18 protein-coding genes are annotated in these 23,561 nt (G+C 73.1%); 5 read left to right on the forward strand and 13 right to left on the reverse strand.

What is annotated here, in order from left to right; all coding sequences use genetic code 11:
• Positions 1-387 precede the first annotated feature (387 nt).
• Positions 388-2,793, forward strand: coding sequence for a hypothetical protein (locus J7E88_RS05090; RefSeq protein ID WP_215177737.1), 2,406 nt, complete (start codon positions 388-390; stop codon positions 2,791-2,793).
• A gap of 337 nt (positions 2,794-3,130) precedes the next feature.
• Here J7E88_RS05090 and J7E88_RS05095 read toward each other — a convergent pair whose 3' ends face one another.
• The gene (locus J7E88_RS05095; protein ID WP_215178175.1) at positions 3,131-3,994 is read right to left on the reverse strand and encodes an alpha/beta fold hydrolase; all 864 of its coding nucleotides are present in this window, start codon (positions 3,992-3,994) and stop codon (positions 3,131-3,133) included.
• Positions 3,995-4,519: 525 nt separating this feature from the next.
• Positions 4,520-5,212 carry a metal-dependent transcriptional regulator gene (locus J7E88_RS05100; protein ID WP_215177739.1) on the reverse strand — a complete coding sequence of 231 codons (693 nt, stop codon included), beginning with the start codon at positions 5,210-5,212 and terminating at the stop codon, positions 4,520-4,522.
• 200 nt (positions 5,213-5,412) lie between these two features.
• Here J7E88_RS05100 and J7E88_RS05105 point away from each other — a divergent pair, with 200 nt between their 5' ends.
• A complete protein-coding gene (locus tag J7E88_RS05105; protein ID WP_215177741.1) occupies positions 5,413-6,168 on the forward strand; it encodes an SIS domain-containing protein in 756 nt (251 codons plus the stop codon).
• Between the two features lie 85 nt (positions 6,169-6,253).
• Here J7E88_RS05105 and J7E88_RS05110 read toward each other — a convergent pair whose 3' ends face one another.
• Positions 6,254-7,645: a PAS domain-containing protein gene (locus J7E88_RS05110; RefSeq protein WP_215177742.1), complete on the reverse strand. Its 1,392-nt coding sequence runs from the start codon at positions 7,643-7,645 to the stop codon at positions 6,254-6,256.
• Positions 7,646-8,260: 615 nt separating this feature from the next.
• On the opposite strand from J7E88_RS05110, the gene J7E88_RS05115 reads away from it, so the two are divergent.
• The gene (locus tag J7E88_RS05115) at positions 8,261-8,530 is read left to right on the forward strand and encodes a redoxin domain-containing protein (RefSeq protein ID WP_308307306.1); all 270 of its coding nucleotides are present in this window, start codon (positions 8,261-8,263) and stop codon (positions 8,528-8,530) included.
• A 10-nt stretch (positions 8,531-8,540) separates the two neighbouring features.
• Here J7E88_RS05115 and pdxH read toward each other — a convergent pair whose 3' ends face one another.
• Positions 8,541-9,164 (reverse strand): pyridoxamine 5'-phosphate oxidase, encoded by a 624-nt coding sequence (pdxH, locus tag J7E88_RS05120; RefSeq protein ID WP_215178178.1) that lies wholly within the window; start codon positions 9,162-9,164, stop codon positions 8,541-8,543.
• 430 nt (positions 9,165-9,594) lie between these two features.
• Between pdxH and J7E88_RS05125 the strand changes: the two genes are divergently transcribed.
• Positions 9,595-10,704: a citrate synthase 2 gene (locus tag J7E88_RS05125; RefSeq protein ID WP_215177744.1), complete on the forward strand. Its 1,110-nt coding sequence runs from the start codon at positions 9,595-9,597 to the stop codon at positions 10,702-10,704.
• Positions 10,705-10,901: 197 nt separating this feature from the next.
• Here the strand turns inward: J7E88_RS05125 and J7E88_RS05130 are convergent, their stop codons facing one another.
• The 9 genes from J7E88_RS05130 to J7E88_RS05170 all read right to left on the reverse strand — a co-directional run bounded on the left by J7E88_RS05130 (position 10,902) and on the right by J7E88_RS05170 (position 22,381).
• Positions 10,902-11,501 carry a TetR/AcrR family transcriptional regulator gene (locus J7E88_RS05130; protein WP_215177746.1) on the reverse strand — a complete coding sequence of 200 codons (600 nt, stop codon included), beginning with the start codon at positions 11,499-11,501 and terminating at the stop codon, positions 10,902-10,904.
• A complete protein-coding gene (locus J7E88_RS05135) occupies positions 11,489-12,220 on the reverse strand; it encodes an enoyl-CoA hydratase family protein (protein WP_215177747.1) in 732 nt (243 codons plus the stop codon). The genes J7E88_RS05130 and J7E88_RS05135 overlap by 13 nt, the downstream gene beginning before the upstream one ends.
• 5 nt (positions 12,221-12,225) lie before the next feature.
• Positions 12,226-13,818: a 4-coumarate--CoA ligase family protein gene (locus tag J7E88_RS05140; RefSeq protein ID WP_215177750.1), complete on the reverse strand. Its 1,593-nt coding sequence runs from the start codon at positions 13,816-13,818 to the stop codon at positions 12,226-12,228.
• Between the two features lie 44 nt (positions 13,819-13,862).
• The gene (locus J7E88_RS05145) at positions 13,863-15,005 is read right to left on the reverse strand and encodes an acyl-CoA dehydrogenase family protein (RefSeq protein ID WP_215177751.1); all 1,143 of its coding nucleotides are present in this window, start codon (positions 15,003-15,005) and stop codon (positions 13,863-13,865) included.
• The gene (locus J7E88_RS05150; RefSeq protein ID WP_215177753.1) at positions 15,002-16,957 is read right to left on the reverse strand and encodes a biotin carboxylase N-terminal domain-containing protein; all 1,956 of its coding nucleotides are present in this window, start codon (positions 16,955-16,957) and stop codon (positions 15,002-15,004) included. The genes J7E88_RS05145 and J7E88_RS05150 overlap by 4 nt, the downstream gene beginning before the upstream one ends.
• 10 nt (positions 16,958-16,967) lie before the next feature.
• Positions 16,968-18,569, reverse strand: coding sequence for an acyl-CoA carboxylase subunit beta (locus tag J7E88_RS05155; RefSeq protein ID WP_215177755.1), 1,602 nt, complete (start codon positions 18,567-18,569; stop codon positions 16,968-16,970).
• Positions 18,566-20,368 carry an acyclic terpene utilization AtuA family protein gene (locus J7E88_RS05160; RefSeq protein ID WP_251022203.1) on the reverse strand — a complete coding sequence of 601 codons (1,803 nt, stop codon included), beginning with the start codon at positions 20,366-20,368 and terminating at the stop codon, positions 18,566-18,568. Before J7E88_RS05160 ends, J7E88_RS05155 begins: the two co-directional genes overlap by 4 nt.
• A 158-nt stretch (positions 20,369-20,526) precedes the next feature.
• Positions 20,527-21,351, reverse strand: a complete 825-nt coding sequence (locus J7E88_RS05165) for a TIGR03084 family metal-binding protein (RefSeq protein ID WP_215177759.1) — start codon at positions 21,349-21,351, stop codon at positions 20,527-20,529.
• 85 nt (positions 21,352-21,436) lie between these two features.
• Positions 21,437-22,381, reverse strand: a complete 945-nt coding sequence (locus tag J7E88_RS05170) for a DMT family transporter (protein WP_215178179.1) — start codon at positions 22,379-22,381, stop codon at positions 21,437-21,439.
• 188 nt (positions 22,382-22,569) lie between these two features.
• Here J7E88_RS05170 and J7E88_RS05175 point away from each other — a divergent pair, with 188 nt between their 5' ends.
• Complete coding sequence (locus J7E88_RS05175; RefSeq protein ID WP_215177762.1) at positions 22,570-23,430, forward strand: LysR family transcriptional regulator; 861 nt, start codon at positions 22,570-22,572, stop codon at positions 23,428-23,430.
• Positions 23,431-23,561: the final 131 nt, after the last annotated feature.

Genomic DNA, 23,561 nt, shown 5'->3' on the forward strand with positions numbered 1-23,561 from the left:
CTGGTGCCGGGCCCCGGAGACGGGGCTGCCAACCGGCGGCGCGCGCCGGGCCGGGTGCCGCGTGCCAGGCCGGGGTGTCGCCACCCCGTGGGCCTTGCGCCGGGGGCGCGGCGGCGCCGCCCCGGGGGCCTGGCCCCGGGGCGGCCGTCCGCTGCGGTCGTCACCCGCCATCTGCGGCTCGGTCCCGCAGCTCTAGGGTGTCGCTGATCGACTCCTCGGTCGGGGGCCGGGAGTTGTCGTTCAGTCGAACATGGGGAGGGCGGGCTGATGCCTGGGACCTGGAAATGGAACACACGAAGATCCGTCGGGGCGGGCTTGTGCGCGGCAGTGCTGGCGGGGGCGCTGATCGCGCCGACAGCCACTGCCTCGGACGCGACCCCCGGGACTGTGGGGCGCATCTCCGCAGCGAAGGGCACGCCGCAGGGCGTGTCGCAGGCGGCCGGTCTGGGGAACGGCGAGCGCCTTGAGATCGTGGACGGCGACGTCCGCATCACCGACGACGGCGCAGTGCCCGGGAAGCGGTACGCCATCGGCTCCACGAACGGCGCGCTGGCCGTACGCCCGACCGCGCTGCCGCAGGCGGTGCCGGCCACGACGGTCACCCGGCCGACAGCGACCGGGACGACGGCGCCGACGATGACGGCCGCGGCCACGTACCCCGTGAAGCTGACCATCACCAACGCCGACGTCACGAGCAAGCACTTCCACGTCTGGGACCGGAAGACCTGGACGGGATACAGCGTCGACAGCGACGCCCTCGGCCCGTCCTCGACCGTGCAGCTGCCGCCGGGCGACTACTTCTCGGTGGCGCTCCACAGCGACTGGCAGCGGCCCGGCTACATCCTCACCCGCACCTTCAAGGTCGGCACGGCTGCCGCCACCGTGACGTTCGACGAACGGGCCGCCAAGGAGACGGGGATCCGGGTCGACGACACGACGGCCACCCGAGGCGGTTCCGCCGTGTGGATCGCCGTGCCCGGCGGCGACCTCGCGGGATTCGCGGGCTCGGGTGCGGACAAGGTCTACGTCACGCCGTTCTCCCAGCCGGGTGCGGCACTGCGGATCCACGACGTCCTCAACCAACGGGGCACCACGGCGAGCACGCCCAGCCCCATCCGGTACGACCTCACGCACACGTTCCGGGACTCTGTGCCCGCCGCGCCGATCGCGTCGGTGACACGGGCCGCGCTCGCGACGACGGTCACTCACGTGCGCGCTCCGGGCACGAGGACCACCGCCCTGCTGCAGACGGTCCCGGATTTCGGGGAGTGGACCGGTGTCTACGTGGGCTCGGCCGTGCCGGTGGCCGGTTCGGTCACCGAGTACGTCACCCCCGGCATCTCCTACAGCAGGCTCCTTGCCTACGGGACCGGGGAGTTCACCCTCAGCCTGCCCGACCGTTCCCTGGCCACCGGTCCGGCGGCCGCCGAGACGGTCGGCGAGGCCCCGCTGCAGCCGACCCGTCGCGCGGGGGGAGGGTCTCAGCGGCAAGGCGACAAGATGTGGCTGTACGAGCCGCACGGGGTCAGCGACGCGGCTGGGCACTCGGGCACGGATGGCCGGTCCGTCATGTCGTACCGCCTGACGCGCAGCGGCGTCACCTATGCCCAGGGCACTGGCATGACGCCCTATGAGCAGCTGTCGGCCACCGTGCCGAGCGGTACCGGGACGTACGCGCTCGACCAGACCATCAGCCACCGCGTGCCCTACCGGCGACTGTCCACGACGGTACGCAACGAGTGGACCTTCGCCTCCGCCTCGGCCTCGGCCGCGGCCGAACTGCCGCTGATCGACGCCGGGATGAAGGTCACGGGGCTCGATGCGTCCAACCGCGCGGGCACCGCTGCCCCGGTGCAGATCACCGCCACCGCCACCACCCGCAACTCCCCCGCGGAGGAGACCGTCACCGGCATCGAGTACTCGGTCGACGACGGCGCCACGTGGACCGGCCTGCCGCTCGCGGGCAACACGGCGGCCCTCACGGTTCCGGCCACAGCCTCCTTCGTCTCACTGCGCGCGACCGCCACCGACGACCAAGGCGGCAGTGTGCGTCGCACTGTCGAGCGCGCCTTCGCCGGACCGCGTCCGCAGGGCGACGAGACGGCCGGCTCCACCCGGATCTCCAACGTCTCCGTCAACGGCGGCAAGGGGGTCGCGCTGACGAACGAGCCGCTCCAGGAGTTCAAGGCGAAGTTCACCGCAACCGACCCGGCCGGCATCGCGGGCGGTGACATGTACCTCTACCACGGCTCGTACGACTCCCCGGACGGCATCCTCTACGGCACATGGCCCGCGACCTGTACCAAGGTCGACGCGACAACGGCCACGTGTGAGGCCCACTTCGCGTACATCGCCCCCCGCTGGACGCTCGGCCGCAACGCACTCGCGGGCACCTGGAAGGTCGCGGCCTGGGCGGAGTCGGCGGACGGCAGGAGTCACACCGATCTGCACGCCGCCGCCTCGGCGTTCATCCAGCGCGACTCGACCCAGACGGTCAACGCCTCCCCCGAACCCGTGATCAAGGGCAGCACACTCACCGTCACGGGCAAGCTCGCGCGGGCCAACTGGGAGACCGGCAGCTACCACGGGTATACCGGGCAGCCGGTGAATCTCCAGTTCCGCAAGTACGGGGCGACGGTGTACACCACGGTGAAAACGGTGACGACGGACAGCACCGGCAACCTCAAGGCCACCGTGACCGCATCGGCCGACGGGTACTGGCGCTACGCCTTCGCAGGCACCACAACGACCCCGGCGGCCACGGCCGCGGGCGACTACGTGGACGTGCGCTGATCCCGGCGCCCTGAAGGCCCCGATCGCAGGATCGGGGCCTTCCGCATACCCGCCGCCTGCTCCTGCGGGCGCGCAGCAGCGCTTGGGGCAGGCAGTCGGAGCAAATGCCAAGTCGCACCGTGCGCCCTGACAGCCAGGGCCGACTCGCCCCGAGTGCCGCACCGGCCGCCGGAGCCGGGCGCTCGCCGTCCGCGGCGGACACGGCACCGCCAGGTCCGGCGCGGACGTGGGCATCTGCCGAGGTCACCCTGCCCCGGACCACATGCAGCTGCTCACGCCGTCGGGCCTGCCATACGGCGCGACAGTGCCGCGCCCGGTGCGCCGGCCGCGGCGCATGTCACGCCGTCAGGACCCCCTCCAGAAACGGCTCGATGGTCGCGCGCCAGCCCTCCGGGTGGTCGTAGTGGACGAGATGGCCCGCGTCGGGGACCTCCCCGTACTGCCCGAAAGGGAGCACGCGGACCATCTCCTGCGCCTCCGCGCGGCCCAGTTCGCCGTCGAGGCCGCGCACCACCAGCGTCGGGCAGCGGACCTGCGCCAGCTCCTCCCAGTGGGCGTGGAAGACCCAGGTCTCGCGGGACGTGAGCATCTGGCGGCGAGAGAACACCGGACGCCAGCCGTCCGCCCGCTCGGCCATCACCTCGGCGAAGAACTCGCCGCGCGCCGGGTTCGGGCGCTCCACCCAGGGGTCGTCCTCGCCGAACCACTTGCGCACATCGGCCAGCGTCGCGAACGGCACCGGCCAGGAGCGGAACCAGTCCTCCCATTCGCGCTGGGACGCCACGCCCAGCGCCGACGCGCGCATGTCGCAGATGATCAGCGCGCGGACGAGATCGGGGCGCCTGGCCGCCAGCTGCCAGGCCGTCAGCGCTCCCATGGAGTGGCCGATCAGGGTCACCGGAGCCAGCCCCAGCTGCTCCACGGCAGCCTCCGCATCCGCCACATACGCCTCGCGGGTGAACGGCCCGTCGGCCGGCTTCTCGCTGCGGCCGTGGCCGCGCTGGTCCAGGGCGAACGCGCGATGCCGCTCGGCGAGCCACCGCGCCGTGGGCGCCCAGTGCGAGGCGCGGCCCATGAGGCCGTGGAGCAGTAAGACCCCGGGCGCGCTCTCGTGCTCCCCGCGCCCCTTGGGCGAGTCCGCGAACTCCCAGGCAGCCAGGCGCACGCCGCCGGCTCCGGTCACATCGATGCGCCGCACCATCTGGCCTGGCACCCCCTTTTCTCCCCCGGGATCGAATGGCTCTGTCGAGACGACGCCAGACTATCGAACTTGTATTCGAAGACGCGGTTCTGGCGCGCAACACCCCTCGTTCGAGTGACCGGACCAAGGGATTGGACGGCGCTGCCGAGGGGAGATTTCCTGCGGGAGGCGGGCCGCTCGGGGAAAACGGTCCGAGGGGAATGACCCTGGGAGCTCGGGGCTCCGGGTCAGCACCGGGGAGGACAGGTCCCGGCGCCCTTGGGCGTCGGGACCCCTCCACGTCAGGACATGCGTCAGGACATGCGGGACGTACGGCAGGCGGCGCATCACCCTGGCTCCCCTCCCCGGGCCGTGGTCATATGCCTCGGCTTCAGAGTGGCACGCGATTCGCCCGGCCGCTGCCATTCCGGACGAAAAACGGATTCAGCACCGGCGCAAGTCCTGGACGCACCGCGGGCGGCCCCGGAGCACACAGCTCCAGGACCGCCCGACACGGTCTGCCACCCGGTCACCCGGGCGCGCGCCTCAGCGCTTCGCCACGAAGACGTGCGAGGCGATCTCCGCCGCCAGCTCCGCCGCCTCCCCGCTGCTGCCCACCAGCACACCGCCCGGCGACTCCGTCACGCTCACCACCGAGCCGGGCTGCACGCCCGCCCTGCGCAACGTGTACATCAGCTGGGCGTCGGTCTGGATCGGCTCGCCGATCCGCCGCACGACCACCGTCTTGCCGTCCGTGCCCGGGTCGAGCTCGGCCAGCGACACCATGCTGTCGTCCAGGAACGGGTCGGCCTCCGCCTTCTCGCCCAACTCCTCCAGGCCCGGGATCGGATTCCCGTACGGCGACTCCGTGGGGTGGCGCAGCAGCTCCAGCACGCGGCGCTCCACCGCCTCGCTCATCACGTGCTCCCAGCGGCACGCCTCGGCGTGGACCTGCTCCCACTCCAGGCCGATCACGTCGACGAGCAGACACTCGGCGAGCCGGTGCTTGCGCATCACGCGCGTCGCGAGTTGGCGGCCCTCGCCGGTCAGCTCCAGATGACGGTCGCCCGCCACCGTCACCAGGCCGTCCCGCTCCATCCGGGCCACCGTCTGGCTGACCGTCGGACCGCTCTGGTCCAGCCGTTCCGCGATACGGGCCCGCATGGGCACCACACCTTCCTCTTCGAGCTCGAGGATGGTGCGGAGATACATCTCCGTCGTGTCGATCAGTCCGGACATACGTGCCCCTCGAAGAATTCGTGCGCTGCGGCCCCGGCTCAATTCTTGCGCATCCCGTGGACAACCGTGCCGCGCGGGCGGAGCCCGTATTGACAGCACAATGGTCCAGACCGCAACGTGATCGACGGCACGGATGTTCCCGGGCCGTCACGCACTCGTACTTTTCCACCCACCTCCCACCCTTCGGAAAGGGCCCGGCGATGAGCGAGAGCAAGCTGGCCGGTCAGTTCTTCGACGCCGCGATCGGTCTGCTGCAGCGCGTACGGGACGAGGAGTCCGCGAACATCGCGGCCGCCGGGTCCGCCCTCGCGGACGCCGTCGCCACAGGCGGCCGGCTGTTCGCGTTCGGCGCGGGACACTCCTCCCTCGCCGCACAGGACGTCGTCTACCGGGCCGGCGGCCTGGCCCTGATGAACCTGCTGGCCGTGCCCGGCACCGTCGGCATCGACGTCATGCCCGCCACGCTCGGCTCCGCCCTGGAGCGCGTCGACGGCCTCGCAGCGGCCGTCCTGGACTCCAGCCCCGCCACGGCGGGCGACGTCCTCGTGATCATCTCCCTGTCCGGCCGCAACGCCCTGCCCGTCGACATGGCGATGAACGCCCGCGCGCTGGGCCTGACCGTCATCGGGGTGACCTCCGTCGCGTACACGCGGGAGACCACCTCGCGCCACGCCTCCGGCACCTTCCTCAAGGACCACTGCGACATCGTCGTCGACTCCAAGATCGCGATCGGGGACGCGGAGCTGACGCACGAGGGCATCGAGGCACCCTTCGCGCCCGCGTCGACCGTCGTCACCAGCGCGCTGATGCAGGCCATGACGGCCGCCGCCGCCGAGCAGCTCACCGAGCGCGGCATCGAACCCCCGCTGCTGCGCTCGGGGAACGTGGACGGCGGGCACGAGTGGAACGGCCGGGTGATGGACCGGTACCGCGACCGGATCTTCTACCGCCACTGAGGCGGCGCTGAGCAGTCGTACGCGACTGCGGCCGTCGCCCACTACCGCGGCGCGGTCGGGTACACACCCCTCGCCGCACGCCGCACTACCGCGGCGGCTCCCCCTGCTCTCCCTGCTCCGTCGCCTGCGCCAGATCCAGCGAGGTCGCCACCAGGGCCGCCACGCTCTCCGCGTAGACCGCGTCCGGCCGCTCGAACGCCGGGCGGTTCACGGTCCGCAGAAACGTCAGCACACCCACCGTCCGGCCCCGGCTGCGCAGCGCCGTGCACAGCGCGTGCGCCACATCCCTCGGCCACTGACGGCGCTCCGCCCAGTCCCCCGCCGTCGCCTCGGCACCGGCGCTCGCCCGCAACGACCCCATGCGCTCGACCGCCTGGAACGCCGGATGCCCCGGCTCGTACCGCACCGGGAGCCCGCCGCCCGCGGCCGCCGACGGACCCGACGCGCCCGCCGGCGAGGCCGCCGCACGCACCAGCCGCCGCCCGTCGTCCTCCGCCAGGTCCAGCAGCGCATGATCGGCGAACCCGGCGAGCGCGAAGTCCAACTGCACGGCCGCCGCCTCCAGCGGGTCCTCGCACTCGGCGGCCGCCCGGCCCGCCCGGTGCAGCTGGCCCGACCGGAACCGCAGCCGGTCCGCCTCCTGCTCCGCCAGCTTCACGTCCGTCACATCGTGGAACAGCCAGCCCACCCCGAGCGGCACCGGCTCCTCGGCGAGCGGCGAGGCCAGCCGCAGGAACCCGCTGCGCCAACAGCGCCGGCGCTCACCCTCCGGTGTCGTGACACCCACCCACAGATCCACCAGCCCGCGCGGCGCGCCCTCCGCCAGCACATGGTGCAGCGCGCCTTCAAGCTCCTCGACACCATGCGAGACGAGCTCGCCCAGCGGCCGGCCCAGCACGGTCGCCCGGCCGGCGCCGAGGACCCGCGCCGCCTCGGCGTTGACCACGGCCGGACGCAGGTCCACATCGACGAGCACGACACCCCAGGACGCGTCGTCGAACAGCGCCTCGCTCAGCGCGATGGACCGCTCCAGATCGATCTGGGCGTGCACCTCGCTGAACGCGCAGTACACCCCTGCCGCCTTCCCGTCGGCGCCGAGCACCCGCGCCGACTGGGTGCGCACCAGGACCCGGCCCCCGTCCTTGCGCAGCAGCGCGAACTCGTGCACCTGGCGGCCCGGCGCGGCCATCGCGGCCATCAGCCGCTCCTGCACCTCGTCCGCGTCGGCACGGCGCACCGCCCAGCCGGCGAATCCGCGCCGCCCCACGGCCTCCTCGGCGGTCCAGCCCAGAATGCGCTCCGCCTCGCGGTTCCAGTGCGTGACGGTCCCTTCGGCGTCGAACGCGCACAGGGCGGCGTCCATGCCGTCGAGCAGCGCCGCGAGCAGGTCCGCACCGGGCGGCCCGGCGGTCCCCGACCCGGGCTCGGGCTCCCCGGACCCGACCGCGTCGGTGATCTCACTCCTGGAAGCACTCATCCCGGCACCCCCTGCAGGACGTGTCCATGTGTGCTGATGCACCTCAGCCCATTCAACTTCAACGTGACACAGAACACACACCGTTCCCCGAAAACGCCCGTCCCGGAGGCCGCGGCCCCACCATTTCCGGCCAGGAACGGCTCGCACCAACGAGTTGTCTTATTCCCTTGAACCGCTCGGCGGCAGTTCTTAAAGTGTGGGCACACGCGAAAGGAGGTGATCCGAAAAAATGGTTTCTTTTCGGACTCGTGAGGTGACTGCGGGCTAACGGCCTGCCGTCGCACTCTGTGCACCTCGGCAGGCCACCTGCCGAAACCCAAGCAGTCACCCGACCCGTGGGCCGCCGGTGAGTCCGGCCGGCTCCCTCCGTCCGGACGGAGGGACCAAGGCCCACGGGTCGTCTGCGTCCCGGGCGTGCACAAGAGGTCTCAGGCCAGGCTCAGCCTGCCCGTGCGGTGACCGTGCGGCCCTGAAGAAGGACCGTCCTGTTCTGCTACCCGGCCACCGGGCGGCCGCCCCCTGGCCGACGGCTGGGCGGAGATCCCCGGCACGGTGGGCTGAGCCCTGGAGAACCGCCTCTTCCGGGACGCGTACGGCGACTTCACCGCGGCGGGCGTGGTCGTGCGCGGCGTCAGCACCCAGCGCCCGGACGAGCAGCGCCGGTTCGCCGACGAGGAGGACATCCCCTTTCCGCTGCTGTCCGACATGGACGCCGCGCTCGCGGCGGCGCTGCGGCTGCCGACCTTCCGGGCCCGCCAGGCCCTGCGGCTCAAGCGCGCGGTGCCGATGGTCGACCGGGAGCGCGCCGTGCGGCATGTGCACTTCCCGGTGGCGGACACCCCGGCGGCGGTGGAGACGTCACTCGACGTCGCGAAGGGGCTGTAGGGCCGTACGCCTAGGGCGCGAGGCGTTCCACGCGCCAGCCGCCGTCCGTGCGCACGTAGCGCAGGCGGTCGTGGAGCCGGTTCTCGTGGCCCTGCCAGAACTCGACCTCGTCCGGCACGACCCTGATGCCGCCCCAGTTCTCGGGCGCCGGGATCTGTGCGTCCACCGGGTAGCGGGCCGACAGTTCCTCGTAGCGGCGCAACAGTTCGGCGCGCGAGCCGATCACCGACGACTGCTCGCTGGCCCAGGCGCCGAGCTGGGAGCCGTACGGGCGGGTGCGGAAGTACGCGACGGTCTCCTCGCGGCCGATACGGGACGCGGTGCCGATGACGACCACCTGGCGTTCGAGCGGGTGCCAGGGGAAGAGCAGGGAGACATGCGGGTTGGCGTCGATCTCCCGCCCCTTGCGCGAGCCGTAGTTCGTGAAGAACACGAAGCCGCGTTCGTCGTACTGCTTGAGCAGCACCGTCCGCGAGGAGGGCCGGCCGGCGGGCGTCGCCGTGGAGACGATCATGGCGTTGGGCTCGTGCAGCGCCGCGGCCGCGGCCTCGGCGAACCAGCGGGAGAACTGCTCCATGGGCCCGTCGGCCAGCGCGGACTCGTCCAGCGGGGTGGAGCGGTACTGCTCGCGCATGACGGCGGGGTCGGGCACGACGAGGTCGGTCGCGGCCGGGTCCGGCGCGGGAAGCCCGGAGACGGTCACGCCCGGGGCGGGGTGGTCCGGCTCGGAGCGGCGCGGGCCTGCGGGATCGTGGGCGGCATGGTCGGTCACGGTGACATCCTGCCGCAGGCCGCAGTTTGCCCGGCACGGAGTGCCGCCAATCCTTCCGAACCGAATTGCGGCAGTGTGCCGGATGTCACGCTTCCCCGCATCGGGGAGACCCGCCAAAATCTTGGGTCGGGCCACTGTGGCCTTCATACAGCAGGGGATATCGTGCCTGCCTTCCCGGCGGTTGGGTGACCACCGACCGCACGGGGCATCACCGGGGTGACCGCCCCCGCCGTGCACACGGCACCCGCACACCCGTGCACACCTTGTCGTACACATCTCGAGGAGCCGCCTGATGTCCGACTTCGTACCTGGACTCGAAGGAGTCATCGCGTTCGAGACGGAGATCGCCGAACCGGACAAGGAGGGCGGCTCGCTCCGCTACCGGGGCGTCGACATCGAAGACCTGGTCGGGCACGTCTCCTTCGGCAATGTGTGGGGACTGCTCGTCGACGGCGCCTTCGACCCCGGCCTGCCGCCCGCCGAGCCCTTCCCGATCCCGGTCCACTCCGGCGACATCCGCGTCGACGTCCAGTCCGCGCTCGCCATGCTCGCCCCGGTGTGGGGCCTCAAACCGCTCCTGGACATCGACGAGGCGCAGGCCCGTGACGACCTGGCCCGCGCGGCCGTCATGGCGCTGTCGTACGTCGCCCAGTCGGCGCGCGGACAAGGCCTGCCGATGGTCCCGCAGAGCGAGATCGACAAGGCCCAGTCGGTCGTCGAGCGCTTCATGATCCGCTGGCGCGGCGAGCCGGACCCCAAGCATGTGAAGGCCGTCGACGCGTACTGGACCTCGGCTGCCGAGCACGGCATGAACGCCTCGACGTTCACCGCCCGCGTCATCGCCTCCACCGGCGCCGACGTGGCCGCGGCCCTGTCCGGTGCCGTGGGCGCGATGTCGGGCCCGCTGCACGGCGGCGCGCCCTCGCGCGTGCTGGGCATGATCGAGGAGATCGAGCGCACCGGCGATGCGGCGGCGTACGTCCGGCAGGCCCTCGACAAGGGCGAGCGTCTGATGGGCTTCGGCCACCGTGTCTACCGCGCCGAGGATCCGCGGGCGCGCGTGCTGCGCCGTACGGCGAAGGAGCTGGGCGCGCCGCGCTTCGAGGTGGCGGAGGCGCTGGAGAAGGCCGCGCTGGAGGAGCTGCACAACCGCCGTCCGGACCGGGTGCTGGCGACGAACGTGGAGTTCTGGGCCGCGATCATGCTGGACTTCGCCGAGGTCCCGGCGCACATGTTCACGTCGATGTTCACCTGTGCCCGTACGGCGGGCTGGTCGGCGCACATCCTGGAGCAGAAGCGCACGGGCCGCCTGGTGCGCCCGTCGGCGCGTTACGTGGGCCCGGGCGCGCGCAGCCCGCGCGAGATCTCGGGCTACGAGGCCCTGGCGGACCTCGCGGGCTGACGCCGGCCCGGGGTGCGCGTGCCGGAGGGGCGCGCACCCCGGCGGTGCCGCCGAACTGCATACCCGGGCGTGTGCAGATGCGTCGCGGGCCCAGCGGGTGCAGATGCGTCGCGGGCCCAGCGGGTGCAGATGCGTCGCGGGCCCGGCGGGTGCAGATGCGTCGCGGGCCGAGGCCCGGCCCCGGCGACCACGCCCCGCTACCCGCCCAGCGCCTCGTCCACCAGCGCCGCCCACTGGGCCACCACCCGCTCCCGCCGGGCCGCGTCGTCCGTGAGGAGGTTGGCCAGGCCCAGGCCGCGGGCCATGTCCAGCAGGCCCTGGACGGTCTCGCGTACGCCGGGACGGGACTCGTCGGCGTCCAGCAGCCGGACCGCGATGCGGTGGGTCTCCCGGCCGACGCGCGCCTCCAGTTCCGTCACCCGGGGCCGTAGCTGCTCCTCGTTCGACGCCGCCACCCACAGGTGCAGCGCCGCCCGGAACAGGGGGCCGGTGTAGAGGTCGACGAGGGCGGCGACGACCTGCCCGCGGTCCTCGGTCGGCAGTGACCTGAGCGCCTGCGAGCGCTCTTCCGCCACATACTCGACGGCGGCCGTGAACAGGTCCTCCCGGGTCGGGAAGTGGTGCTGCGCCGCGCCGCGGGAGACGCCGGCGCGCTCGGCGACCACCGACACGGTCGAGCCCGCCCAGCCGACCTCGGCAAGGCACGCCACGGCGGCCTCCAGCAGCCGCTGCCGGGTCGCCCGGCTGCGGTCCTGCTTCGGCGCCTTCGCCGCCGACGGCGGCGTCACAACACCCATGCGGGATCCCGTCGTTCCAGAAAGGCCGTCATCCCCTCCCGCGCCTCGGGCGTCGCGAAGAGCGACGCCGAACGCTGCACCAGGTCTTCCGCGTCCCGGTCGAAGGTTGCCAGCACCCTAGCCGTGACCAGCCGCTTGGACGCCGCCAGGCCCTGCGGCGACGCTCTGCGCAGCCCCTCGACCAGCGGCGCCAGCGCCTGGTCCACATCGGCCGCGGCGAGCGTGAGCAATCCGCTGCGTGCCGCCTCGGCGGCGTCGAACCGTTCCCCGGTGAGGTAGTACCGCTCGGCGGCCCGGGGGTCCATCCGCGGCAGCAGCGGCAGCGAGATCACCGCGGGAGCCACCCCGATCCGCACCTCGGTGAACGCGAAGTCCGATGCCGACGTCGCCACCGCGATGTCGCACGCCCCGACCAGGCCGAGCCCGCCGGCCCGCACATGGCCCGCGACCCGCGCCACGACGGGTTTGGGCAGCGTCACGATCCGCCGCAGCAGGGCGACGAACGTGTACGGGCTCGGCGGCGCCTTCAGGTCGGCGCCCGCGCTGAACGTGGTGCCGGTGTGCGTGAGCACCACGGCCCTTACGGCCTCGTCGTCGCCGCACCCGGCGAGCGCCTCGGCCAGCTCGTCGACGAGCCGCGCGGACAGCGCGTTGCGCGTGTCCGGGCTGTCCAGCGTCAGGGTGGTGATGCCACGGTCGTGGTCGGTGCGGATCGGCATGGGGTCTACTCCTCGGAGCGGTTCTCGCGGTCCCTGAGCTCGCGCCGGAGGATCTTCCCCGACGCGGCGCGCGGGATGCCGCCGGTGAACTCGACGCGGCGGACCTTCTTGTACGGCGCGACGCGTTCGGCGACGAACGCCGTGACGTCGTCCTCGGTCAGGGTCTCGGCGCCCGGCTGCCGTACGACGTACGCCTTCGGCATCTCGTTGCCGTCCTCGTCGACGACGCCGATCACGGCCGCGTCCGCGACGGCCTCGTGGGTGAGCAGCAGCGCCTCCAGTTCGGCCGGGGCGACCTGGAAGCCCTTGTACTTGATGAGCTCCTTGACGCGGTCGACGACGAACAGCCAGCCGTCCTCGTCGACGCGTCCGACGTCCCCGGTGTGGACCCACCTGTCCGCGTCGATCACCGCGGCGGTCGCGTCGGGCCGGCCGAGGTAGCCCTTCATCACCTGCGGGCCGCGGATGGCGATCTCACCGTCCTCGCCGGGGCCCGCGTCCTCGCCGGAGCCGTCGAGGGCGAGAATGCGCATCTCGGTGCCCGGCAGGAGCAGGCCCACGGCCCCCGGTGGAGGGTTCTGCGCCGAGAGCGGCACCACATGCGTGCCCGGGGACAGCTCGGTCATCCCGTACGCCTGCCGTACCGGCGGCAGGCCGAGCCGGCGCGAGCACGCCTCGGCGAGGCGGGCGTCCAGCGGGGCGGCCGCGCTGACGATGTACTCCAGGGACGACAGGTCGTACTTCGCGACCGCCGGGTGCTTGGCGAGCGCGAGAACGATCGGCGGGGCGACGTACAGACCGCTGATGCGGTGCTCCTGGATCGCCGAGAGGAACGTGTCGAGCTCGAAGCGGGGCAGGACGACGACGGTCGCGCCCTGTCGCAGCGGAGCGTTCATCAGGGCGGTCAACCCGTAGATGTGAAAGAAGGGCAATACGGCCAGGATGCGGTCGCCGGGGCCCATGGGGATGAACGGGGCCAGCTGCTCCAGGTTGGTGGCGATGGACCGGTGGGTGAGCATCACGCCCTTGGGGACGCCGGTCGTGCCCGACGAGTACGGCAGGGCCGCCAGGTCCTCGGACGGGTCGATGGAGACCTGCGGTTCGGGCGCGGTCGAGGCCAGCATGTCGACGACACCGACGTGCCCGTCGGCGCGGTCGCAGACGAAGATCTCCTCGATCCCGGCGGCGAGTTCGGCGGCCCGGCGTGCGACCTCCAGCAGCGGCGAGACGGTGACGATCCAGCGGGCGGAGGAGTCGCGCAGCTGCTTCGCGAACTCCTCCGCGGTGACGAGCGGATGGACGGTGGTCACCGCCGCGCCTGCCCGTGTCGCCCCGTAGAACACGGCCGGGTAGGCGACCGTGTTCGGGCTGTGCAGGGCGAGCACGTCCCCCTTGACGAGCCCGGCGTCGGCGAGCGCGGCGGCGATGCGGCGGTGGAAGGCGTCGAGCTGCCGGTAGGTGACGGTGGCGCCGTTCGCGCCGTCGACGAGGGCGACCGTGTCGCCGTACTCGGCGGCGCGTCCCAGCACGGCCTCGTGGATGGGTGCGACGACGGCCGGGACATCTGCGTAACTGCTGCGAAAGACGCGGAACACCATTGCGGCCCCCTCGGCGTGGGTACGGACGGCCAGGATGTCGCCTGTCAGTAGGACTTGGGGAGCCCCAGGGACTGGTGGGACACGTAGTTCAGGATCATCTCGCGGCTGACCGGGGCGATTCGGGCCACCCGGGCCGCGGTGATCAGCTTGGCGAGACCGTACTCGCGGGTCAGCCCGTTGCCGCCGAGGGTGTGCACGGCCTGGTCGACGGCCTTCACGCACGCCTCGCCCGCCGCGTACTTGGCCATGTTCGCGGCCTCTCCCGCGGCGACGTCGTCACCGGCGTCGTACAGGGCCGCGGCCTTCTGCATCATCAGCCGCGCGAGCTCCAGCTCCACGTGGGCCTGGGCGAGGGGGTGGGCGATGGCCTGGTGGGCGCCGATGGGGGTCTGGAAGACCTGGCGCTCCTTGGCGTACGCGACGGCCTTGGCGAGGGCGTGGCGGCCCATCCCGATGGCGAACGCGGCGGTCATGATGCGCTCGGGGTTGAGCCCGGCGAACAGCTGGAGCAGACCGGCGTCCTCTCCTGCACAGTCCCCACCCACCAGCGCCTCGGCGGACAGGCGCACATCGTCGAGCACCAGCTCGAACTGCTTCTCCTGCGCCTGCAGTTCCATGTCGATCGCCGAACGGTGGAAGCCTTCGGCGTCACGCGGAACGATGAACAGGCAGGGCTTCAGCTTTCCCGAACGGGCGTCTTCGGTCCGTCCGACGATCAGGGTGGCGTCCGCGATGTCGACACCGGAGACGAAGACCTTGCGGCCGGTGAGCGACCAGCCGTCGCCCACCTTGCGGGCCGTGGTCGTGATCCGGTGCGAGTTGGACCCCGCGTCGGGTTCCGTGATGCCGAACGCCATGGTCAGGCTGCCGTCCGCGAGGCCCGGCAGCCAGGTGCGCTTCTGCTCCTCGGTGCCGAAGCGGGCGATGACGGTGGCGCAGATCGCGGGCGACACGATCATCATCAGCAGGGGGCAGCCGGCCGCGCCGGACTCCTCCAGCACGATGGACAGTTCACTGATGCCGCCGCCTCCGCCTCCGTACTGCTCGGGGAGGTTCACGCCGAGGTAGCCGAGTTTGCCGGCCTCGGCCCAGAGGGTGGCGCGGTCGTAGTTTTGGCCGTGCCGCCTGCCGAGCGCGGCGACGGCGGCGCGCAGGTCCTGGTGCTCCTGGCTCTCGATGAGGGTCATGGCGCTGTGTCCTCCTGGGCTTCCGGTACGTCCGAGTCCTGAACGGTTTCCGATACGGCGCCCGATACCGCGTCCGCTACGACGTCCGCCACGACGGCGAGCAGGGCGCCGACCTCGACCTGGCGGCCGGGGTGGGCGTGGAGCGCGGTGAGCGTGCCGGAGGCGGGTGAGACGATCCTGTGCTCCATCTTCATGGCCTCCAGCCAGACGAGCGGCTGTCCCCGGACGACCCGGGCGCCCTCGTGGACGCCGTCCCCTACGCGCACGACCGTCCCGGGCATGGGCGCGAGCAGCGATCCGGGCTCGGCCCGGTCGGTGGGGTCGGTGAACCGGGGGCGGGCGGTGAGGGCATGGGCGCCGACGGGGGTGTCGACGTACACGGTGGCGCCGTGCACGGCCACGTCGTGGGCCCGTACGACCCCGTCGGCCTCCAGCCGGACCCGGGACGCGCTCACCTGGACGGCGCGCACGCCGGGGGCGGCGGGCAGCTCGTAACCGCCGCCGCGGGCGGGTCGGTAGCGGACCTCATGGCCGTTGTAGGTCCTGACCTGGTCCTGGGAGGCGAGGTTGCGCCATGCCCCGCCGAACCGTCCGCCGCGTGCGGCGGCCTCAGCGAGGGCGGCCGCGACGGCGGCGTGCGGCTCACCGGGTGCGGGGGCGGTGAGCTCGTCGAGGTGTCGCTCGTAGAAGCCGGTGTCGAGCCGTGCCGCGGCGAAGTCCGGGTGCTCCAACGAGCGTACGAGCAGGTCCCGGTTGGTGACGGGCCCGTGCACCCGTGCCCGCCGCAGGGCGTGGGCGAGCCGGCGGACGGCCCCGTCGCGCGTCGGCGCCCAGGCGACGATTTTCGCGATCATGGGGTCGTAGTGGACGCCGATGGTGTCGCCGGCGGCGTACCCGGTGTCGACGCGGACGGCCGGAGCGTCGCCCGGCACGTCAAGGGTGTGCAGCACACCTGTCTGCGGGGTCCATCCGGAGGACGGGTCCTCCGCGTACAGGCGTGCCTCAACGGCGTGGCCCGCGGGCTCGGGCGGGGCCGGCGGCAGCGCGGCGCCCTCTGCCACGCTCAGTTGCAGCGCCACCAGGTCGATGCCGAACACGGCCTCGGTGACGGGGTGTTCCACCTGGAGGCGGGTGTTCATCTCCAGGAAGTGGGTCCGCCCGTCCCTGCCCACCAGGAACTCCACCGTGCCCGCACCGGTGTAGCCCACGGCCCGGGCGGCCCGTACGGCCTGGGTGTGCAGGGATTCGACGAGCTCCGCCGGCAGCCCCGGCGCGGGGGACTCCTCGATGACCTTCTGGTGGCGACGCTGGAGCGAGCAGTCCCGGGTGCCCAGCGCCCACACCGTCCCGTGCGTGTCGGCGAGGATCTGCACCTCCACATGGCGGCTGTCCTCCACGTAGGGCTCGACGAACACCTCGCCGTCGCCGAACGCCGACGCCGCCTCCGAACTCGCCGCCGCCAGTTCCCCGGGCAGCGCGGCCAGGGACCGGACCACCCGCATCCCCCGGCCGCCGCCGCCCGCCGCCGCCTTCACCAGGACCGGCAGGTCCGACTCGGTGACGTCGGTCAGAGGCCGAAGGCCCATCAGCTCCTTGGCCCGTGTCTTCGACGCCATCGCCTCGATGGCCTCGGGAGGGGGGCCGATCCAGATCAGGCCCGCGTCCAGCACGGCGCGTGCGAAGTCCGCGTTCTCGGACAGGAACCCGTAGCCCGGGTGCACCGCGTCCGCGCCCGCCGCGAGTGCCGCCTTCACGATCAGGTCGCCGCGCAGGTACGTCTCCGCGGGCGCCGCGCCCGGCAGGCGCACCGCCGCGTCCGCCTCGCGGACGTGCAGGGCCGAGGCGTCGGCGTCGGAGTGGACCGCGACCGTCGCGACCCCGAGGTCACGGCAGGTGCGGAAGACGCGGCAGGCGATCTCCCCGCGGTTCGCGACAAGGACAGAAGCAATCACGGAAGGGCCCTCACATCCGGAAGACGCCGAAGCCGCCGCGGGCGCCTTCGACCGGTGCCGTGTGGATCGCGGACAGGCACAGACCGAGCACCGTCCGCGTGTCGCGGGGGTCGATGACCCCGTCGTCGTAGAGCCGCCCGGACAGGAAAGCGGGCAGCGACTCGGCCTCGATCTGCTGCTCGACCATTGCGCGCAGCCCCGCGTCGGCCTCGTCGTCGTAGGGCTGCCCCTTCGCCGCCGCCGACGCGCGGGCGACGATCGACAGCACGCCCGCGAGCTGCTGCGGGCCCATCACCGCCGACTTGGCGCTCGGCCAGGCGAACAGGAATCGCGGGTCGTACGCCCGCCCGCACATGCCGTAGTGCCCGGCTCCGTACGAGGCGCCCATCAGCACCGACAGGTGCGGGACGCGGGAGTTGGACACGGCGTTGATCATCATCGCGCCGTGCTTGATGATGCCGCCCTGCTCGTACTCCTTGCCCACCATGTAGCCGGTGGTGTTGTGCAGGAACACGAGCGGGATGTCGCGCTGGTTGGCGAGCTGGATGAACTGGGCCGCCTTCTGCGACTCGGCCGAGAACAGCACGCCCTGCGCGTTCGCCAGCACGCCCACCGGGTAGCCGTGCAGCCGCGCCCATCCGGTCACCAGGCTCGGCCCGTACAGCGGCTTGAACTCGTCGAAGTCGGAGCCGTCCACGATCCGCGCGATCACCTCGCGCGGGTCGAACGGGGTCTTCAGGTCCTCCGGCACGATGCCGAGCAGCTCCTCGGCCGCGTACTTCGGCTCCTCCACGGGACCGGCCGGATCGGGGTGCGCCTTGCGGTGGTTGAGGCGGGCGACGATCCGGCGCGCCTGCCGCAGGGCGTCCTGCTCGTCGAGCGCGAAGTGGTCCGCGAGGCCGGAGGCGCGCGCGTGCATCTCGGCGCCGCCCAGCGACTCGTCGTCGCTCTCCTCGCCCGTCGCCATCTTCACCAGCGGCGGACCGCCGAGGAAGACCTTCGACCGTTCCTTGATCATGACGGTGTGGTCGGACATGCCGGGTACGTACGCGCCGCCGGCCGTCGAGTTCCCGAACACGACCGCGATCGTCGGGATCCCGGCCGCCGACAGCCGGGTGATGTCGCGGAACAGCCCGCCCCCCGGGATGAAGATCTCCTTCTGGGACGGCAGATCGGCCCCGCCGGACTCGACGAGCGCGATGCACGGCAGCCGGTTGGCGTACGCGATCTCGTTGGCCCGCAGCGCCTTCTTGAGGGTCCACGGGTTCGACGCGCCGCCGCGCACGGTCGGGTCGTTGGCGGTGATCAGGCACTCGACGCCCTCGACGACGCCGATGCCCGTGACGATGGACGCGCCCACCGGGTGGTCACTGCCCCAGGCGGCGAGCGGCGACAGCTCCAGGAACGGGGTGTCGGGGTCGAGCAGCAGCTCGATCCGCTCCCGCGCGAGCAGCTTGCCGCGCCCCCGGTGCCGGGCGACGTACTTCTCGCCGCCGCCGGCGAGTGCCTTGGCGTGCTCCGCGTCCAGGTCGGCGAGACGGGCGAGCATCGCCTCGCGGTGGGCGGCGTATGCGGGGCCCGTCACATCGACGGCCGAGCCGAGAACGGTCACAACAAAGCCTCCGGGATGTCGGCGTAGCGGGCGCGCAGCCACTCGCCCAGCGCCTTGGCCTGCGGGTCGAAACGGGCCTGCGCGGCGACGCCTTCGCCGAGGATCGAGCCGACGACGAAGTTCAGGGCACGCAGGTTGGGCAGCACATGCCGGACGACCGGGAGTCCGTCGGTCTCCGGGAGGAGGACGCGCAGCCGCTCGACGGTCAGTTCGTGGGCGAGCCAGCGCCAGGCGTCGTCGGTGCGCGCCCAGACGCCGATGTTGGCGTCGCCGCCCTTGTCGCCGCTGCGGGCGCCCATGACGAGTCCGAGCGGTGCGCGGCGGGTCGGCCCGGGAGGCAGGGGCTCGGGCAGTGCGGGCCCGCCGTCGGCGGGGTCCACGAAGCCGTCGGCGGTCTCCGGGGCGCGGGCCGGTGTGCCGCCGTCCTCGGTGTCGGTGTCGGTGTCCCCTGGACCGCCTCCGGTCGCGTCGCCGGCGGCCACGGCCGCAGGGGCGCTCGCGCACTTCGGGTCCCCGCCCGGCCGGCCGTGGCCGCCGGGCGCATCGCGGGCGGGCACGGGCGGACGGGCGTCGTCGGCGGTGGACACGTGGACGCGCTCGCCGTCCGGCAGCACCGCGGTGTGCGGGACGGTGTCCGCGCGCACGTACACCGCGTCGAACACCCCGTACGGTGCGCCCTTGCCGGGCGGGGCCGTCACATGGAAGCCGGGGTAGCTGCCGAGGGCGAGCTCGATCGCGGCGCCGCTCACCGCACGCCCCACGCGTTCGGCGTCGGGGTCGCGCACGACGAGCCGGAGGTAGGCGCTGGCCCGCTCCTCGGTGTCGGCGTCGGTGCTGTCGGTGCGGGCCAGCTCCCAGCGCACCTCGGCGGGCCGCTGCTTGCCGAGCGCGTCCTGAAGCTGCTCGCGGACGAGCCGCGCCTTGGCCTCGACGTCGAGGCCGGTCAGCACGAAGACGACCTCGTTGCGCCAGCCGCCGATGCGGTTGAGCCCGACCTTGAGGGTCGGCGGCGGGGCCTCGCCGCGCACACCGGAGACGCGCACCCGGTCCGGCCCGTCCTCTGCCAGCCGTACGGTGTCGAGCCGGGCGGTCACGTCGGGGCCCGCGTACCGGGCTCCCCCCGTCTCGTAGAGCAGTTGCGCGGTGACGGTGCCGATGTCGACGAACCCGCCGGTGCCGTCGTGCTTGGTGACGACCGCGGTGCCGTCGGCGTGGATCTCGGCGAGGGGGAAGCCGGGGCGGCGCACGTCGTGGCCGGAGAAGAACGCGTAGTTGCCGCCGGTGGCCTGGGTGCCGCATTCGAGGACATGTCCGGCGACGACCGCGCCCGCGAGCCTGTCGTACTCCTTCGGCCCCCAGCCGAAGTGCGCGGCGGCGGGCCCGGTGACGAGAGCGGCGTCGGTGACGCGGCCGGTGACGACGATGTCCGCGCCGGCGCGCAGGCACGCGGCGATCCCGGCGCCGCCGAGGTAGGCGTGGGCGGTCAGGGCGTCGGGGAAGCGGGCGGAGACGTCGTCGCCCTCGACGTGGGCGACCCGTACGGGGATGCCCAGGCGTCCGGCGAGTGCGCGGACGGCCTCGGCGAGGCCGGCGGGGTTGAGCCCGCCCGCGTTGGTGACGATGCGGACACCGCGCTCGTGGGCGGTCCCAAGGGTGTCCTCCAGCTGCCTGAGGAACGTCTTGGCGTAGCCGAGGCGCGGGTCCTTCAGGCGGTCGCGCCCGAGGATGAGCATGGTCAGCTCGGCGAGGTAGTCCCCGGTGAGCACATCGAGCGGCCCGCCGGTGAGCATCTCGCGCATGGCGTCGAACCGGTCGCCGTAGAACCCCGAGGCGTTCCCGACGCGCAGCACATCGGCGCGGCGGCCCAACGGGACCCGGTCGCCGTCCCGGCCGCTCCCGACACGCGGCACATCGGCGCGGCCGCCCAACGGGACCCGACCGCCGTCCCGGACCCCGGTCATCGACGGTCACCGCCGTCGGCGGTGCCCGCGCCCGCTGCCCCGCGTGGGGCACGGCCCCTGCCCGGTGGACCCGCGAAGGCCTGGGCGATGTCGAGCCAGTGGTCGGCGTCCGCTCCCGTCGCGCGAAGCGACAGATCGGCGCGGTGCGCCCGCTGGGTGACCAGGAGGCAGAAGTCCAGCGCCGGGCCGGCGACCCGTTGCGCCGCGTCCTCGGGACCGTAGGTCCACATCTCGCCGCCGGGTCCCGTCAGCTCGACGCGGAACGGCTCGGCGGGCGGGGTCAGCCCGTGCACCCCGTACGCGAAGTCCCGCGTCCGCACCCCGATGCGCGCGATCTGCGCGAGCCGCGCCGTCGGTGGGCGTTCGACGCCGAGCGCGTCGGCCACGTCCTGGCCGTGCGCCCACGTCTCCATCAGCCGCGCGGTCGCCATCGAAGCGGCGCTCATCGGGGGCCCGTACCAGGGGAACCGCACACCGCGCGGGGCCTCGCGCAGAGCGGTCAGCAGCCGGTCGCGGCCCTCGCGCCAGTGGGCCAGCAGGTCGGCGGGCGGCAGGGCCGCGCCCTCGGCCGCGCCGTCGTCGACGAACGAGCCGGGCGCGGCGAGTGCCCTGGCGATCTCGGCGGCGAAGCCGTCGGGATCGGTGACGGCGACGAGCGCCGCCCGGTCCGTCCAGGCGAGATGGGCGATCTGGTGGGCGACGCTCCACCCTTCGGCGGGTGTCGGAGCGGCCCACGCTCCGGGCGTCCGGCCGGCGACGAGCCGGTCGAGTTCATCGCTTTCACCGCGCAGGTCGTCGAGCACGGCTGTCGGATCGGACACGTGACGCTCCCCTGTGGGCACGACGGTTCGTGCCCCGGAGCATGGCAGCACTCCAGAAAACAAGCAAGCGTGCTTGCTTTGATATTCAGCCCGCCGCAGGAGCCTTTCCGGCCACCTGCGTCCGCACCGCCCCCATGCTCGCCGCGACGACCAGCCCGATCGCCAACGCCTCGGCCGGAGAAAGGGCTTGATCCAGGACGAGGAATCCGGCTGTCGCCGCGATCGCCGGCTCCAGACTCATCAGCACGGCGAACGTGGCCGCGGGCAGCCTGCGCAGCGCCAGCAGTTCGAGCGTGTACGGCAGCACCGACGACATCAGCGCCACCGCGAGACCGAGCCCCAGAGTGGACGGCACCAGCAACCGCGACCCGGCCTCCACCAGACCCAGCGGCAGACTCAGCAGCGCGCCCACCCCCATCGCCAGCGCCAGCCCGTCCGCCTGTGGGAAGCGCCGCCCGGTGCGGGCGCTGAAGACGATGTACGCCGCCCACATCGCGCCCGCGCCGAGCGCGAACAGCGCGCCCACCGGATCGAGCCGGTCGAAACCGCCGCCGCTCAGCAGGAACACACCGCCCAGCGCCAGCCCCGCCCACAGCAGGTTGACCGGCCTGCGCGAGGCGATCACGGACATCACGAGCGGGCCGAGCACCTCCAGCGTGACGGCCGCGCCCAGCGGGATGCGGTGGGCGGCCTGGTAGAAGAGCACGTTCATCGCGGCCATCGCGAAGCCGAAGATGACGACGGTGCCCCAGTCGGCGCGCGAATGCCCGCGCAACCGCGGCCGGCACACGACGAGCAGCACGAGCGCGGCGAGCACGAGTCGCAGGGTGACCACGCCCAGCGGGCCTGTACGCGGCATCAGCATCACGGCGATCGCCGCACCGAACTGCACCGACAGCGCCCCCGCCACGACGAGCGTCACGGGTCCCAGCGACCGGTCGCCCGCCCTGGGCGCCTCACCCCCGGCCCTCGTCGCCCGCGTTCCCCGCCCCGCGGCGGCGTCGGCCGCCGGACCGGCGCCTTCCGGCAGGACGACGACGGCCCCGGCACCGGACGGGTCGCCCGTGCCCGCGCGCCCACCCGTGCCCGGCCCCGTCTGCGCACCACCGTTCACCGCCGGCCTCCCCTGCTCTTGTCGCGCCGATCCATCCCTCCACGCTACGGACCGGGTGCGCTGCCCGTGAAATGCCGTTCTCGCTGTGGTTATGCTCGACACGTATGAGCATCGAGCTGCGTCATCTCCGCTTTTTCCTCGCCGTCGCCGAGGAGCTCAGCGTGACCCGGGCGGCAGCCCGGCTGAACGTCACCCAGCCCAGCGTCTCCCGCTCCCTCGCCGCCCTGGAGAAACACCTCGGCACGCTGCTCGTCGACCGCTCCACGCACCACCTGGCGCTCACCGCCGAGGGGCGGGCGTTTCGCGACAAGGCGGCCGCCGCCGTCGCCGCGTTCGACGAGGCCCTCGACGCGGGCCGGCTGCTGCGTGCGCCACTGCGTCTCGGCCACGCCTGGGCCGCACTCGGCCCGTACACCACACCGCTGCTGCGCCGCTGGGGCCACGAGCACCCGCGAACGCCGCTGGAACTGCTGCGGATCGACGACCGCACCGCCGGGCTCACCCGGGGCCGGGTCGACGCGGCCGTACTGCGCGGCCCCGTGGACACCCCGGGGCTGGTCACGGCCCTGCTGTTCACCGAGACACGCGTCGCCGCGGTCACGGCCGACGGGCCGCTCGCGGCGCGCCCCGCGCTCCCCCTCGCCGACCTGGCCGCCGAACCCGTCGTCCTGAACACCGTCTCCGGTATGACGACCCCGGACCTGTGGCCGCACGGCGGCCGGCCCACGCACACGCTGACCGTGGGCAACACCGACGACTGGCTGACGGCGATCGCCGCGGGCCGCGGCGTCGGTGTCTCGACCGCCTCCACCGCGGAGCTGCACACCCACCCGGGCGTCACCTACCGCCCCCTGACGGACGCCCCGCCGGTCCCGGTCCTGCTCGCCTGGCGCGCGACGGCACCGCACCCGGCGATCGCCGACCTGGTGGCCCTGGCGAGGCGGGTCGCGGCGGAGCCGCGCTGACCGGGCCCGAGGGCCCGCGACTGCGCTCAACGCACGCGCCCGAAGCCGGCCGCGTCGCGCCCGCGTCGGTCCGCCCGCACGAGCCCGCGCAACGAGCCCGCTGCCCGGCCCGCACGGGCCCGCTCCACGCC

The sequence above is a fragment of the Streptomyces sp. ISL-10 genome (assembly GCF_018614575.1).
Taxonomy (GTDB): domain Bacteria; phylum Actinomycetota; class Actinomycetes; order Streptomycetales; family Streptomycetaceae; genus Streptomyces.